Source organism: Blastococcus sp. SYSU D01042, from assembly GCF_054050515.1.
Window position 1 is genome coordinate 1 of record NZ_JBJGZM010000008.1, and the last position, 14,356, is coordinate 14,356.

Sequence of the window (14,356 nt, forward strand, 5' to 3'; positions counted from 1 at the left end):
ACAGGCCCGACTCCCCCGCCCCCGCCCCCCCCCCCGCCCCCCCCCCCCCCCCCCCCCCCCCCCCCCCCCCCCCCCCCCCCCCCCCCCCCCCCCCCCCCCCCCCCCCCCCGGGCGATTGGCTCAGTGGTAGAGCGCTTCGTTCACACCGAAGAGGTCACTGGTTCGAACCCAGTATCGCCCACGCACACGGAGGGCCAGGCAGTCCGGCGACGGACCGCCTGGCCCTCCGTCGTCCCCGGGCTGCTAGCGCTCGCGGTACTCCACCAGCCGCACCATGCCGTCCTCCATGTGGTGGTGGTTGTGGCAGTGGAACAGCCAGCGGCCGGGATTCGCGGCGAGGAAGTCGAAGGCCACCACCCCGCCCCGGGCCGGCACGCTCACGGTGTCCTTGACCGGCCCGCGACCGGACGGTGTGAGCAGCTGGAAGTGGTGCCCGTGCAGGTGCATGGGGTGCCACTTGGCGCTGGTGTTCTGCAGCCGCACCCGCACCCGCTCGCCCTCGACGACGGTCAGCGGATCGGCGTCCGGGTAGCTCTGCCCGCTGATCTCGGTGCCCTCCAGCACGAGGTCGAACGCCCGGTCCGGGGCCCCGGCCGGCAGGTCCAGCGGCTCCAGCGCCAGCAGATCCTCGTAGGCCGGCAACCGGCCGTCCAGCTCCGCCGGCCACGCCGTCACCGGCGGGGCGGAGGACGCCGGGCTGCCCGTGTACCGCAGCACCGCCCGCCCCCAGCCGACCCGGCCCTCCGCCACCACGCCCACCTGCCAGGCGCCGTCCCGGCGGTCGAGGTCGAGCAGCACGTCGTAGCGCTCGCCCATGCCCAGGCGCAGCGCGTCCACGGTCACCGGCTCCACCGGCATCCCGTCGGCGTGCGTGACGGTCAGCCGGTGGCCGGCCACCGCGAACCGGAAACCGGTGTCCGCGGCGATGTTCATGACCCGCAGCCGGAGCCGGTCACCGGGCCGCCCCTCGAACACCGGTGGGTCCGCCGGCGGGCGGCCGTTGACCAGCAGGAGGGGGTAGCTGCGGCCGCCGAAGGAGACGGCCGTCGCCGGGTCCCGGTCGGCGGCCGCCTCCGGCGGCAGGTCGACCGCCGGCCCGCGCCCGGCGCCGCCGTGCTCGTCGTGGCCGCCGTCCTCGTCCAGCCCGTCGGCCCAGTCGTCGAGCATCACCGTGTACTCGCGGTCGTAGACGAGCGGCTCGTCCCGCGGCTCGACGACGAGCGGGCCGTACAGCCCGCGGTCGAGCTGCATGCCGACGTGCGCGTGGTACATGAACGAGCCGGCGAGCGGTGTCTCGAACTCGTAGTCGAACGCCTCGCCCGGTGCGACCGGGTCCTGCGTGACCCGGGGGACGCCGTCCATCCGGTTCGGCGGTGCCAGCCCGTGCCAGTGCACCGTCGTGTCCTCGGGCAGGTCGTTGAGCAACTGCACCCGCAGGACCTCGCCGGCCTTGAGCCGGATCTCGGGGCCGGGCACCGTGCCGTACCCCCAGGTCGGGATCTCGCGCCCGGCGAGGTCCACCCGCATCGGGGCGGCCGTGAGCCGCAGGCCCCCCGCGGGGGAGGGGCCTGCGGCGGGCGCCTGACGGCCCGAGCACCCGGCGAGCAGCGCCACCCCGGCTGCGGCCGTCAGGCCGAGGAACTGGCGCCGGGTGGCCGGCGGTCCGGGGGCGTGGCTCACTCGGCCGTGAACTCCGCGAACATGCCCATGGTGAAGTGCGGCGCACCCATCCCCGGCATCTCCATGCTCGTCGTCCCCTCGGGGATGAAGCAGGCCGCGCCGTAGCGGCCCTCCTCCATGCGCATGAACGTGGTCTCGGACGCGCCGGGCTCCACGAGCGTGACGCCCTTGAGCACGAGCTTGGAGAAGATCTCCTCCTCGGGGAGGGTGAGCAGCTGCTCCACCGGCTCGGTGACGTCGTCGTTGATGCGGGCGATGCCGATCTCGTGCAGCTCCTCGCCCTCGTTGGTCAGCGTCACGGCGACGATGCCCGCGGGCACCGTGTCCGGGAGTCCCTCGTACTCGTAGTCGACGCCCGTGGCCTCGATCTGCTCGAAGCCGCACTCGGCGAGCATGTACTCGTCGATGTTGTCGTCGGCCTGCTGGAACTCCTCGCTCTCGAGCGCGGCGGGGTCGCCGCTCGACAGCGCCTCGCGGACGATGCCCGCGGCCGTGGTGACGTCCTCCGAGATCTCCTCGGGAGCGGAGTCCTCGACGTCGGCCAGCAGCGGCTCGACCGTGCTGCCGAACTCCTCGAGCGCGGCCTGCTGCTCCTCCGGGGGCGCGGCCTCGTCGATCGGCGGCCCCATCGAGAAGGCGCCCTCGAGGTCGACCGAGGCCTCGCAGAACTCCGCGGGGTCGGCGCTCTCCTCGGCGGCGCTGGTCTCCGCGGCCGCCGAGTCGTCGCCGCCGTCGTCGTCCGAACCGCAGGAGGCGAGCGCGGCGGCCATCAGGAGTGCGGCGCCCCCCGTGGACCACCGGCGCAGCCGTGTCCGTCCCGTCATGTCTGATCCCTCGCTTCCAGCCGGGCGGACGACGGGCTGCCGGCCGCCATGGCGGGAGGGTGGCGGCGCCGGGAGCTGCGCGGGGGCGCTCCGTCACCGCTGCGATCACGGTGCGAACACGCTGCCGCGAGGCGGGACACCGCGTGCGGAGGCCTTCACCAACCGTGCACCGCCGCGGGATCGCGGGGACCATGGACGTGATGCCCCGCTCCGGCTCGCCGCCCGCCCGCGCCGTGCGGCTGCTGGCCGTCCTCGAGCGGGACGGCGGCACCTGCATCTGGTGCGGCCGGGCCTTCGCCCCGCTGATCGCGCCCACCACCGAGCACGTCGTGCCCCGGCTGAAGGGCGGCCCCTCCTGGCTGGAGAACGAGGTCGCCGCCTGCCGCCGGTGCAACGGCGAGCGCGGCCACCGCCGACCGGTCGAGTGGCTGGAGGAGTGCCTGCGCCGCGGTTGGGACGCCGACGAGGCGCGGCTGCTGCGGGCGCTCACGGCCCTGGCCGGCGCCATCGAGCGGGAGGGCGGCCAGCGGCGGGCGCGCCCGTACCTCGACGCCCAACTGCGCCGGATCCGCCGCCGGGCGGACGGCGGGGCGATGCCCGCCTAGATTCCGGGGGGTGACGACGACGGCGGGCCGCGTGGCGGGCATCTGGACCTACCCGGTCAAGTCCCTCGGCGGCTCCGCCCGCGACCGGGTGCTGCTCACCCCTGCGGGCCCGGAGGGTGACCGCGCCTGGTCGGTGGTCGACGTCGCCACCGGCGAGGTGGTGCGCGGGAAGCACGCGCCGGGGCTCGGGGAGCTGCAGCCCACCGGGGACCCCGACGCCGACGCCCGGGCCGTCAGCGGGGTGCTGGGCCGCCCGGTGCGGCTGCGCGCCGCCGAGGGCGGGTCGGCGGCCGACGTGGCGGCGGTGCACCTGGTGTCCCGGCAGGCGATCGACCGCGCGGCCGCCGGCGACGTCCCCGAGGGCTGCTCGGCGGACGACCCGCGGGCCAACGTCCTGGTCGACCTGGCCGGGGAGGACGACGAGCGCACCTGGGTCGGCCGGACGCTGCGCATCGGCGACGCCGAACTGCTCGTCACGCGGACGCCGAAGCACTGCCTCGGCGTCTACGCCGAGGTGCGCCGCCCCGGCGGGATCGCCGTCGGCGACGCCGTCCTGCTCTAGCCTCCGGCCGTGCCACGCCGCCGATCCGGAGCCCTCGCCGCGCTCGCGGTGCTGCTGCTCGGTGCGTGCTCGACCGACGACGGGACCGGCGGGGACCCGACCCCGCCGTCCGCCGGCCCGCCCGAGCCGACGGCGACCGCGCCGCCCCCGCCACCGGAGAGCTTCACCCTGCTGGCGACCGGCGACGTCCTGGTCCACCAGGACCGCGCGCTCACCGCGGGCGCGCGGCGGCCCGACGGCTCGTACGACTTCGCCGAGGTCTTCGCCCCGGTCGCCGCGATCATCGGCGCCGCCGACCTGGCGGTCTGCCACCTGGAGACGCCGGTCGCGCCCGACGGTGGCCCGTACCGCGGCTACCCGAGCTTCGCCGTCCAGCCCGAGATCGTCGACGCCCTGGCCGGCGCCGGCTACGACGCGTGCTCCACCGCCTCCAACCACTCCCTGGACGACGGCGTCGACGGGCTCGCCCGCACGCTCGACGCGCTGGACGCCGCCGGCCTCGCCCACGCCGGCACCGCCCGCAGCGAGGAGGAGAGCCGGCAGCCGACCGTCGTCGACGCCGGCGGAGCCCGCGTGGGCCTGGTCGCGGCGACGTTCGGGACCAACGGGGTGGCCCTCCCGGCGGGGCGGGCGTGGTCGGTGGACGTCGCCGACCTGCCGGACGTCGACGGTGTCCTGGAGGACGCCGCGCGGGCGCGCGCGGCGGGCGCGGACGTCGTCGTCGTGAGCCTGCACTGCTGCCAGGAGTACGAGCAGGACCCGACGCCGGCGCAGGAGGCCGCGGTGCGGGCGCTGCTGGCCTCGGCCGACGTCGACCTGGTGCTCGGCCACCACGCCCACGTCGTGCAGCCCGTCGAGCGGATCGGCGACGAGTGGGTGGCCTTCGGGCTGGGCAACCACCTCGCCGAGCACGCCACCCGCGGCTACCCGACCGAGGACTCGGTGGCCGCCCGGTTCACCTTCACGCGGGGGGCCGACGGGCGGTTCACCGCCACCCGGGCCGAGGCGGTGCCGCTGCGCATCGAGCTCGGACCCGACGCGGTCCGGATCGTCCCAGCCGACCCGGCGAGCTCCGCCCGCACCGCCGCCGTCCTCGACCGGCGGGGCGCGCGGGCCGCCGGACTGGAAGTCGCTCCGGGGTGAGCCCGCGCGCGCACTAGGCTCCGAGGCTGTCCCACCCCATCCCACCCCTGGAGCTCCCCGTGTCGACCCCGCCCCCGTCTGCCGCCGTCGGATCCGTCCGTGTGCCGGCCGGGACGACGGCGGTGCAGGCGCTCAAGGACGCAGGCGTCCCGCTCAAGGGCCCCGACGGCGCCGTCGTCGTCCGCGACGTCGCCAGCGGCGAGCTCAAGGACCTCGGCTGGACCCCGGGAGCCGACGCCGAGGTCGAACCGGTGCCCGCCGCCAGCGCCGAGGGGCGGGCGGTCATCCGGCACTCCACGGCCCACGTCCTCGCGCAGGCGGTGCAGGAGCTCTTCCCGGGCACCCGGCTGGGCATCGGCCCGCCGGTGGAGAACGGCTTCTACTACGACTTCGACCCGGAGCGGCCCTTCACCCCCGAGGACCTCGCCGCCCTCGAGAAGAAGATGACCGAGATCGTCCGCGCCGGGCAGCACTTCTCCCGGCGGGAGATCAGCGACGCCGACGCGCAGGCCGAGCTGGCCGCCGAGCCCTACAAGCTCGAGCTCATCGGGCTCAAGGGCGGGGCGGCCGACGCCGCCGAGGGCGCCGACGTCGAGGTCGGCGGCGCTCAGCTGACCATGTACGACAACCTCGACGCGCGCTCCGGCGAACGGGTCTGGACCGACCTGTGCCGCGGTCCGCACCTGCCGCGCACCAGCGCCATCCCGGCGTTCAGCCTCACCCGGAGCGCGGCGGCCTACTGGCGCGGCAGCGAGAAGAACCCGCAGCTGCAGCGCATCTACGGCACCGCCTGGGAGAGCAAGGACGCGCACAAGGCCTACCTGGAGCAGGTCGCCGAGGCCGAGCGCCGCGACCACCGGCGGCTGGGCGCCGAGCTGGACCTCTTCAGCTTCCCCGACGAGATCGGCTCGGGCCTGGCGGTGTTCCACCCCAAGGGCGGGATCATCCGCCTGGAGCTGGAGAAGTACAGCCAGCGCCGGCACGAGGAGGCCGGCTACGCCTTCGTCAACACCCCGCACATCACCAAGGGGCACCTGTTCGAGGTCTCGGGCCACCTCGACTGGTACGCCGAGGGCATGTACCCGGCGATGCAGCTGGACGAGGAGCGCGACAGCGACGGCAACGTCCGCAAGCAGGGGCAGGACTACTACCTCAAGCCGATGAACTGCCCGATGCACAACCTGGTCTTCGACTCCCGCGGGCGCTCCTACCGCGAGCTGCCGCTGCGGCTGTTCGAGTTCGGCACCGTCTACCGGTACGAGAAGTCCGGCGTCGTGCACGGGCTCACCCGCGCCCGCGGCTTCACCCAGGACGACGCGCACATCTACTGCACCCCGGAGCAGATGGCCGGGGAGCTGCGCGGGCTGCTCGACTTCGTGCTCGGCCTGCTCGCCGACTACGGGCTCAGCGACTTCTACCTGGAGCTGTCCACCCGGAACCCGGAGAAGTCGGTCGGTACCGACGAGGGCTGGGAGCGGGCCACCGAGGCGCTGCGGCAGGCCGCCCTGGACTCCGGGCTGGAGCTCTTCCCGGACCCGGGCGGCGCCGCCTTCTACGGCCCGAAGATCTCCGTGCAGGCGAAGGACGCGATCGGGCGCACCTGGCAGATGTCGACCATCCAGGTCGACTTCAACCTGCCCGAGCGGTTCGGTCTCGAGTACACCGCCGCGGACGGCTCGCGGCAGCGGCCGGTGATGCTGCACCGGGCGCTGTTCGGGTCGATCGAGCGCTTCTTCGGCGTCCTCACCGAGCACTACGCCGGCGCCTTCCCGGCCTGGCTGGCCCCGGTGCAGGTCGTCGGCATCCCCATCACCGACGAGCAGGTGCCCTACCTCGACGACGTCGCGCTGCGGCTGAAGCAGCGGGGCGTCCGCGTCGAGGTCGACGACTCCGACGACCGGATGCAGAAGAAGATCCGCACCGCCAGCAAGCAGAAGGTCCCGTTCGTGCTCATCGCGGGCGCGACCGACGCCGACGCCGGCGCGGTCTCCTTCCGCTACCGCGACGGGTCGCAGCGCAACGGCGTCCCGGTCGACGAGGCCGTCGAGCAGATCGCGGCCTGGATCGCCTCCCGCTCCAACGTCGACCCGACGGCCGACGACGAGGCGGGGCGGACCGTGGTGGCCGGATGAGCCAGGACGGCCCGGCGGTCGGGCAGAGCCCCGGCCAGGCCTTCGAGCACCTGTGGACGCCGTACCGGATGGCCTACATCCGCGGCGAGGGCAAGCCCACCGGCACGCACGACTGCCCGTTCTGCGTCATCCCGACGATGAGCGACGAGGACGGGCTGATCGTCGCCCGCGGCGCGACGGTCTTCACCGTGCTCAACCTGTACCCGTACAACGCCGGCCACCTGATGGTCGTGCCCTACCGGCACGTGCCGGACTACACCGACCTGACGGCCGACGAGGTCGCCGAGCTCGGCGCGGTCACGCAGACGGCGATGCGCGTCGTGCGCGAGGTGGCCGGCGCGCACGGGTTCAACATCGGCATGAACCAGGGCTCGGTCGCCGGTGCCGGCATCGCCGACCACCTGCACCAGCACGCCGTCCCGCGGTGGGGCGGGGACACAAACTTCATGCCGGTCGTCGGCCTGACCCGCGTGCTGCCCCAGGTGCTGGGGGAGACGCGGGCGCTGCTGGCCGCGGCGTGGCCGGCGCCGGCCGCCGCCCAGCCGGGTGGGCAGGGCTGATGCTCGGCGTCAACGCGCGCCCCGCCGTCGCCAAGGTGGTGGCCCCGATCGTGCCGGCCCTGGTGCGGGCCGGGATCACGCCGGACATGATCACGATCACGGGCACCGTGGGCGCCGTCGCCTCCGCGGTGTTCCTCATCGGCAACGGCTTCCTGTTCTGGGGCGCCTTCGCCGTCTGGATGTTCGTGATGCTCGACATGCTCGACGGCGCGCTGGCCCGCGCCCGGGGCGGCGGCTCGGTGTTCGGCGCGGTCCTGGACTCGGTGGGCGACCGCGCCGCCGACGCCGCCATCTTCAGCGCGCTGGCCTGGTGGTTCTCCGGCGAGGGGGACAACCGGCTGTTCGTGCTGCTGGCCCTGATCTGCCTCGTGCTCGGCGTCCTGACCAGCTACATCAAGGCGCGGGCGGAGGGGGTCGGCCTGTCCTGCGACGTCGGGGTCGTCGAGCGCACCGAGCGGCTGATCATTGTCCTCGTCGGCACCGGCTTCACCGGCCTGGGCATCCCGTACTCGCTGCACGTGGCCCTCGTCCTGCTCGTCGCCGGCAGCGCGGTCACGGTGGTCCAGCGGATGGTCGCCGTCCGCCGGCAGGCCGCGGGCGCCGCCCTGCCGCAGACCCCGCGCACGCCGCCGGCGCCGTGACCGACGCCGCGCAGCTGCGCAGCCGGATCACCGGCCGGCTCACCGACACCGGCTACGCCGCCGGCTGGCGCGCGGTGCGCATGCTGCCGGAGCCGGTCGCGCGGGCGGGGTTCGAGGCCGGCGGCCGCTGGGCGGCAGGCCGGGGCGGCACGGGCGTGCGCCAGCTGCGCGCCAACCTGCGGGTGGCGACGGGCGGCCGGCTGAGCGAGGCCGAGCTCGACGAGCTGCACCGCAGGGGCATGGCGTCCTACGCGCGCTACTGGCAGGAGGCCTTCCGCCTCCCCACCCTGGGCATCGAACGGATCCGCCGCGACACCCGGGTGCCGGGCAGCGAGCTCATCGCGCAGGCCCGCGAGGAGGGCAGGGGCGTGGTGCTCGCCCTGCCGCACAGCGGGAACTGGGACGCCGCCGGGGCGTGGCTGGCCGACTGGCTGGGCGAGCCCTTCCTCACCATCGCCGAACGGCTCAAGCCCGAGTCGCTGTACCGCCGGTTCCTCGAGTACCGCGAGTCGCTGGGCATGAAGGTCGCCCCGCTCACCGGGGGCCCGAAGCCGGGCTCGGAGGTGCTGCGCGAGTGGCTGAACGGTGGCGGGGTGAGCTGCCTGCTGGTCGACCGCAACTTCGGCACCGGCGGCGTGCCGGTGACCTTCTTCGACCGGCCGACGCTGATGCCCAGCGGGGCGGCGCTGCTGGCCGCCCGCACCGGGGCCGCGCTGCTGCCCGCGGTGCCGCGGTTCGACGGCGCCGGCTGGCGGATCCAGGTCCACCCCGAGGTGCCGGTGACCGGCGAGGGCCGGCTGGCCACCCGGGTGACGACCGCGATGCAGGCCGTCGCCGACGTGTTCACCGCCGGGATCGCCGAGCACCCCGAGGACTGGCACATGCTGGGCCGCATCTGGCCCGACGTCCCTCCCGACCCGCCCCGGGGGGGCGCCGCGGACGGGGAGGGCTGATGCGCATCGGCCTCGTCTGCCCCTACAAGTGGGACGTGCCCGGAGGGGTGCAGTACCACGTGCGCGACCTGGCCGAGACCCTGCGCGGCATGGGGCACCACGTCGAGGTGCTCACCCCCGCCGAGCAGGAGGAGTCGCTCACCGACCCCTGGATCACCTTCGCCGGGCGCGCCGTCCCCGTCCCGTACAACGGCTCGATGGCCAGCCTGCAGTTCGGGCCGGTGTCCGCGACCCGCGTCCGCCGGTGGCTGCGGGAGGGGCGGTTCGACGTCGTGCACGTGCACGAGCCGGCCCCGCCGTCGGCCTCCCTGCTGGTCTGCATCATCGCCGACGGACCCATCGTGGCGACCTTCCACGCGGCCACCACCCGGTCGAAGTGGCTGGCCGCCTGGGGCCCCGTCGTCCGCCCGTGGCTGGAACGCATCACCGGCCGCATCGCCGTCTCCGACTTCGCGCGGCGGGTGCAGGTCGAGCACCTCGGCGGCGACGCCGTGATCATCCCCAACGGCGTCCACGTCGACGTCTTCGCCGACGGGCCGGCGCTGCCGGCTGCCTCCGGCACCGGGCCGACGATCGGGTTCCTGGGCCGCTTCGACGAGCCGCGCAAGGGGCTGCCGACGCTCCTCGAGGCGATGCGCGGCGTCGTCCGCCGGCACCCGGACGTCCGGCTGCTCGTGGCCGGACGGGGCGACGCAGACCAGCTGCACCGGCTGGTCGGCGAGCAGCTGCGGCCGCACGTCGTGCTGCTGGGCGAGCTCTCCGAGGCGGACAAGGCGGCGTTCCTGCGCTCGGTCGACGTCTACTGCGCGCCGAACCTGCTCGGCGAGTCCTTCGGGGTGGTGCTGCTGGAGGCCATGGCCGCGGGGGCGCCGATCGTGGCCAGCGACCTCGATGCCTTCGCCCGTGTCCTGGAGGGCGGCGACGCCGGCGTGCTGGTGCCCCGCGGCGACGCCGCGGCCCTGGGCGCCGCGCTGGGCGACCTGCTGGCCGACCCGGACCGCCGGGCGCGGCTCTCGGCCCGGGGCAGCGAGGTGGCGCGCGGCTACGACTGGCCGGTGCTGGCCCGCCGCATCCTCGCCGTGTACGAGACGGTCGTGCCACCCGGCGGTGCCGCCGTGCAGGCGCTGGAGGACGACGTCCTGCCCGGGGACGGCGCGACGCGGACGCCCCGCCGGTGGGGGAGCGACCGCTAGCCTCCCTCCCCGTGGGTGCCGAGGCGTGGATCTGGACGGTCGTCGCGGTCGTCCTGGCGCTGCTGCTGGCCTGGACCGCCTGGACGCTCGTGCGGCTCGGCCGGCTGGAGGCCCGGGTGGCGCAGGCGCGCACGACCCTCGAGCTGCAGCTGCGGCGGCGGGCGGGGCTGGCCGCCGAGCTGGCCCGCGAGCACCCGGCCGCGCTGGGGCCGGCGCGGGCGCGCACCCTGGCCGAGGCGGCCGAGCAGGCGCGCGCCGCCGAGCACGGGGACCGCGAGGCGGCCGAGAACGCCCTGGGGCGCGAGCTGCGCGAGCTGCCCGCGGAGCTGCCGGGGGTGCCGGAGGCGCTGCAGGCCGACCTGGCCGGCACCAGCACCCGCGTGGCGCTGGCGCGGCGCTTCTACAACGACGCCGTCCGCGACACCCGGGCACTGCGCGGCCGCCGGCTGCCCCGGGTGATGCGGCTGCACGCGCGCCGGCCGCTGCCGCGCTTCTTCGACATCGACGACCGGCTGGGTGCGCCGGTGGGCAGCAGCGCCGCGGGGCGGGGCACCGGCCGGCCGTAGGATGGCGGCCGCCACCGCTCCCGAGCCCCGAGGCCGCCCCCGATGACCGAGCAGACCCCCACCACCGGCACCGACCGCGTCAAGCGCGGGATGGCCGAGCAGCTCAAGGGCGGCGTCATCATGGACGTCGTCACGCCCGAGCAGGCGCGGATCGCCGAGGACGCCGGCGCCGTCGCGGTCATGGCGCTCGAGCGCGTGCCGGCCGACATCCGCGCCGAGGGCGGCATCTCGCGGATGAGCGACCCCGACATGATCGACGGCATCATCCAGGCCGTCTCGATCCCGGTGATGGCCAAGGCCCGCATCGGGCACTTCGTCGAGGCCCAGGTGCTGCAGTCCCTCGGCGTCGACTACATCGACGAGTCCGAGGTCCTGACGCCGGCCGACGAGGCGCACCACATCGCCAAGAGCGCGTTCACCGTGCCGTTCGTCTGCGGCGCCACCGACCTCGGCGAGGCGCTGCGCCGCATCTCCGAGGGCGCGGCGATGATCCGCTCCAAGGGCGAGGCCGGCACCGGCAACGTCGTCGAGGCCACCCGCCACATGCGGGCCATCCGCGCCGGCATCAAGGCGCTGGGCACGCTCGACGAGACCGAGCTGTTCGTCGCCGCCAAGGAGCTCCGCGCGCCGGTCGGGCTGGTGCAGGAGGTCGCCCGGCTCGGCAAGCTGCCCGTCGTCCTGTTCACCGCCGGCGGCATCGCCACCCCGGCGGACGCGGCGATGATGATGCAGCTCGGCGCCGAGGGCGTCTTCGTCGGCTCGGGCATCTTCAAGTCCGGCGACCCGGCGCAGCGCGCGGCCGCCATCGTGCAGGCCACCACCTTCCACGACGACCCCGACGTGATCGCCAAGGTCTCCCGCGGGCTCGGCGAGGCGATGGTCGGACTGAACGTCTCGACCCTGCCGGAGAGCGAGCGGTACGCGACCCGCGGCTGGTGACCTCCCCCGCGCGCGCCGACCGCGTCGCGGGGCTGGACCTCGCGCGCGGCCTGGCCGTGCTGGGCATGTTCGGCGCCCACCTCCGGATCGGCGAGGAGCTGACGGCCGACCCGTCGACGTGGGCGGCCGTCGTCGAGGGCCGCTCCTCGATCCTGTTCGCGACGCTCGCGGGCACCTCCATCGCGCTGCTCTCGGGCCGGACGCACCCGGCGGAGGGGGTCGACCTGGTCCGCGCCCGGTTGCGGATCGCCGTCCGCGCCGCCTGGGTGTTCGCCATCGGTGCCGCGCTGGAGTGGCTGGACACCTTCGTCGCGATCATCCTGGGCGTCTACGCCGTGCTGTTCGTGCTGGCGCTGCCGTTCCTGCGCTGGCCGCCGCGGCGGCTGCTCCTGGCCGCCGGTGCGATCGCGGTGCTCGGCCCGCCGCTGGACGTGCTCCTCGGGCAGGTGCTGTCCGCGGCGGACGCCGAGGAGCACTACGTGGCCGAGCTGCTCGTCACCGGGACGTACCCGGCGCTGCTCTGGCTGGCCTTCGTGCTGGTGGGGCTGGCGGTGGGCCGGCTCGACCTGGCGAGCGGGCCGGTGCGCGCCCGCCTCGCCGCGGCGGGGGCGGCCGCGGCGGTCCTCGGGTACGGCGGCGGCCGGCTGACCGGCCGGGCGGCGGCCGACGACGGCGTGCCGGGCGCGACCGCGCGCGGCGGTCCCGCCGACGGCTACGCCGCGCCGCTGGGGGAGTGGGAGGCCGCTTGGCTCGCCGGCGCCGAGCCGCACAGCGGCACCACGTTCGAGATCGTCGGCTCCGGCGGGTTCGCCGTCCTGGTCGTCGCCGGGTGCCTGGTCGTGGCCGACCGGCTGCCCCTGCTCACCGCGCCCCTCCGGGCCGTCGGGGCACTGGCGCTGTCGGTCTACGCGGCGCAGATCGTCGCCCTCCGCGTCCTCGACGACGGGGGACCGCAGCGTCCGGAGGGTCTCGGGCTCTGGCTGCTGTTCGTCGTCAGCGCGCTGGCCCTCGCGGGGACGTGGTGGCGGCAGCTGGGGCGCGGCCCGCTCGAGCGGCTGCTGACCTGGAGCTCGACGAGGGCTGCCGACACCGGTCCGGCGGCCCGGACGTAGCCTGCTCCGTCGTGGCCGCCGCTCCCGCTCCGCCGGTCGTCGGCGTCCTCGCCCTGCAGGGCGACGTCCGCGAGCACCTGGCAGCGCTGGCCGAGCAGGGCGCCGAGGCGGTCGCGGTGCGCCGGCCGGAGGAGCTGGCCCGGGTCGACGGGCTGGTCCTCCCCGGTGGCGAGTCCACCACGATCGCCAAGCTCGCCCGCCGGTTCGGGCTGCTGGAGCCGCTGCGTGCCGCCGTGCGCGCGGGTCTGCCCGCGTACGGGTCCTGCGCCGGGATGATCCTGCTCGCCGACCGGCTGCTGGACGCGCCCCCGGACCAGGAGACGATCGGCGGCCTCGACGTGACCGTCCGCCGCAACGCCTTCGGCCGGCAGACCGAGAGCTTCGAGTCCGGGATCGCACTCGAGGGAGTCGGCGGGGAGCCGCTGCACGCGGTCTTCATCCGGGCGCCGTGGGTCGAGGAGGCCGGCGAGGGGGTCGACGTCCTCGGCCGGGTCAGCGGGGGAGACGCCGACGGTAGGATCGTCGCGGTCCGCCAGGGGAACCTGGTGGCCACGAGCTTCCACCCCGAGCTGACCGGGGACCGCCGGGTGCACGCGCTGTTCGTCGACATCGTCCGCGCTCGCCTGGCCGAGCAGGCCGGCGCGCACGCCGGGAACGAGAGGGGCAACGCATGAGCGGCCATTCCAAGTGGGCGACGACGAAGCACAAGAAGGCCGGCATCGACGCCAAGCGCGGCAAGCTCTTCGCCAAGCTGATCAAGAACATCGAGGTCGCGGCCCGCACCGGCGGCGGTGACCCGGCCGGCAACCCGACGCTCTACGACGCCATCCAGAAGGCGAAGAAGAGCTCGGTGCCCAACGACAACATCGACCGGGCGGTCAAGCGCGGCTCCGGCGCCGAGGCCGGCGGGGTCGACTACCAGGGCATCACCTACGAGGGCTACGCCGCCGGCGGGGTCGCCGTCCTCATCGAGTGCCTGACGGACAACAAGAACCGCTCGGCCATGGAGGTCCGCACCGCCATGACCCGCAACGGCGGGACCATGGCCGACCCGGGCTCGGTGTCCTACCTCTTCTCCCGCAAGGGCGTCGTGGTGGTGCAGAAGGCCGACGGGGTCGACGAGGACTCCGTGCTCATGGCCGTCCTGGACGCCGGCGCGGAGGAGGTCCGCGACCTGGGGGACACCCTCGAGGTCGTCAGCGAGCCCGGCGACATGGTCGCGGTCCGCAGCGCCCTGCAGGACGCCGGCATCGACTACGACTCCGCCGACATGGGCTTCCTGCCCAGCGTGCAGGTGGAGCTGGACGAGGACGGCGCGGGCAAGGTGTTCCGCCTCATCGACGCCCTCGAGGACCTCGACGACGTGCAGAACGTCTACGCGAACTACGACGTCTCCGACGAGGTCATGGAGAAGATCGACGCCTGACGCGTCCGGCGCGTCGCGCG

General features: G+C 75.2%; 15 protein-coding genes and 1 tRNA gene. 14 read left to right on the forward strand and 2 right to left on the reverse strand.

The features are described from left to right. The first annotated feature begins 109 nt into the window (after positions 1-109). Positions 110-181 (forward strand) — tRNA-Val (locus ACI79H_RS14880). A gap of 62 nt (positions 182-243) precedes the next feature. On the opposite strand, the gene ACI79H_RS14885 is transcribed toward ACI79H_RS14880, so the two are convergent. Together ACI79H_RS14885 and ACI79H_RS14890 are read right to left on the reverse strand one after the other, a co-directional pair. Then, positions 244-1,680 (reverse strand): multicopper oxidase family protein, encoded by a 1,437-nt coding sequence (locus ACI79H_RS14885; protein ID WP_456555180.1) that lies wholly within the window; start codon positions 1,678-1,680, stop codon positions 244-246. Beyond that, a complete protein-coding gene (locus tag ACI79H_RS14890) occupies positions 1,677-2,504 on the reverse strand; it encodes a hypothetical protein (protein ID WP_456555181.1) in 828 nt (275 codons plus the stop codon). Before ACI79H_RS14890 ends, ACI79H_RS14885 begins: the two co-directional genes overlap by 4 nt. A 200-nt stretch (positions 2,505-2,704) precedes the next feature. Between ACI79H_RS14890 and ACI79H_RS14895 the strand changes: the two genes are divergently transcribed. The 13 genes from ACI79H_RS14895 to ACI79H_RS14955 all read left to right on the forward strand — a co-directional run bounded on the left by ACI79H_RS14895 (position 2,705) and on the right by ACI79H_RS14955 (position 14,336). Further along, on the forward strand, positions 2,705-3,109 hold the full coding sequence (locus ACI79H_RS14895) for an HNH endonuclease (protein ID WP_456555182.1): 405 nt from the start codon (positions 2,705-2,707) through the stop codon (positions 3,107-3,109). 10 nt (positions 3,110-3,119) lie between these two features. Next, a complete protein-coding gene (locus ACI79H_RS14900; protein ID WP_456555183.1) occupies positions 3,120-3,671 on the forward strand; it encodes an MOSC N-terminal beta barrel domain-containing protein in 552 nt (183 codons plus the stop codon). 9 nt (positions 3,672-3,680) lie between these two features. Next, entirely contained in the window at positions 3,681-4,814 is a 1,134-nt protein-coding gene (locus ACI79H_RS14905; RefSeq protein ID WP_456555184.1) for a CapA family protein, read from the forward strand. Between the two features lie 101 nt (positions 4,815-4,915). Continuing rightward, the gene (thrS, locus tag ACI79H_RS14910) at positions 4,916-6,946 is read left to right on the forward strand and encodes a threonine--tRNA ligase (protein WP_456555185.1); all 2,031 of its coding nucleotides are present in this window, start codon (positions 4,916-4,918) and stop codon (positions 6,944-6,946) included. Then, positions 6,943-7,506, forward strand: coding sequence for an HIT family protein (locus tag ACI79H_RS14915; protein WP_456555186.1), 564 nt, complete (start codon positions 6,943-6,945; stop codon positions 7,504-7,506). The genes thrS and ACI79H_RS14915 overlap by 4 nt, the downstream gene beginning before the upstream one ends. Beyond that, a complete protein-coding gene (gene pgsA / locus ACI79H_RS14920) occupies positions 7,506-8,147 on the forward strand; it encodes a phosphatidylinositol phosphate synthase (protein ID WP_456555187.1) in 642 nt (213 codons plus the stop codon). Before ACI79H_RS14915 ends, pgsA begins: the two co-directional genes overlap by 1 nt. Beyond that, the gene (locus ACI79H_RS14925; RefSeq protein WP_456555188.1) at positions 8,144-9,100 is read left to right on the forward strand and encodes a phosphatidylinositol mannoside acyltransferase; all 957 of its coding nucleotides are present in this window, start codon (positions 8,144-8,146) and stop codon (positions 9,098-9,100) included. The genes pgsA and ACI79H_RS14925 overlap by 4 nt, the downstream gene beginning before the upstream one ends. Further along, positions 9,100-10,293, forward strand: coding sequence for a glycosyltransferase family 4 protein (locus ACI79H_RS14930; RefSeq protein WP_456555189.1), 1,194 nt, complete (start codon positions 9,100-9,102; stop codon positions 10,291-10,293). Before ACI79H_RS14925 ends, ACI79H_RS14930 begins: the two co-directional genes overlap by 1 nt. A gap of 11 nt (positions 10,294-10,304) precedes the next feature. Further along, on the forward strand, positions 10,305-10,859 hold the full coding sequence (locus tag ACI79H_RS14935; protein ID WP_456555190.1) for a hypothetical protein: 555 nt from the start codon (positions 10,305-10,307) through the stop codon (positions 10,857-10,859). Positions 10,860-10,901: 42 nt separating this feature from the next. Further along, entirely contained in the window at positions 10,902-11,798 is an 897-nt protein-coding gene (gene pdxS / locus ACI79H_RS14940; protein WP_456555191.1) for a pyridoxal 5'-phosphate synthase lyase subunit PdxS, read from the forward strand. Further along, a complete protein-coding gene (locus ACI79H_RS14945; RefSeq protein ID WP_456555192.1) occupies positions 11,795-12,910 on the forward strand; it encodes a heparan-alpha-glucosaminide N-acetyltransferase domain-containing protein in 1,116 nt (371 codons plus the stop codon). The genes pdxS and ACI79H_RS14945 overlap by 4 nt, the downstream gene beginning before the upstream one ends. A gap of 11 nt (positions 12,911-12,921) precedes the next feature. After that, positions 12,922-13,584, forward strand: a complete 663-nt coding sequence (gene pdxT / locus ACI79H_RS14950; protein WP_456555193.1) for a pyridoxal 5'-phosphate synthase glutaminase subunit PdxT — start codon at positions 12,922-12,924, stop codon at positions 13,582-13,584. Beyond that, positions 13,581-14,336, forward strand: a complete 756-nt coding sequence (locus ACI79H_RS14955; protein ID WP_456555194.1) for a YebC/PmpR family DNA-binding transcriptional regulator — start codon at positions 13,581-13,583, stop codon at positions 14,334-14,336. Before pdxT ends, ACI79H_RS14955 begins: the two co-directional genes overlap by 4 nt. Positions 14,337-14,356 lie beyond the last annotated feature (20 nt).

Coding starts and splice junctions, on each gene's coding strand:
- ACI79H_RS14890 (WP_456555181.1), bottom strand. CDS start 2,504: ATGACGGGACGGACACGGCTGCGCCGGTGGTCCACGGGGGGCGCCGCA.
- ACI79H_RS14895 (WP_456555182.1), top strand. CDS start 2,705: ATGCCCCGCTCCGGCTCGCCGCCCGCCCGCGCCGTGCGGCTGCTGGCC.
- ACI79H_RS14915 (WP_456555186.1), top strand. CDS start 6,943: ATGAGCCAGGACGGCCCGGCGGTCGGGCAGAGCCCCGGCCAGGCCTTC.
- pgsA (WP_456555187.1), top strand. CDS start 7,506: ATGCTCGGCGTCAACGCGCGCCCCGCCGTCGCCAAGGTGGTGGCCCCG.
- ACI79H_RS14930 (WP_456555189.1), top strand. CDS start 9,100: ATGCGCATCGGCCTCGTCTGCCCCTACAAGTGGGACGTGCCCGGAGGG.
- pdxS (WP_456555191.1), top strand. CDS start 10,902: ATGACCGAGCAGACCCCCACCACCGGCACCGACCGCGTCAAGCGCGGG.
- ACI79H_RS14955 (WP_456555194.1), top strand. CDS start 13,581: ATGAGCGGCCATTCCAAGTGGGCGACGACGAAGCACAAGAAGGCCGGC.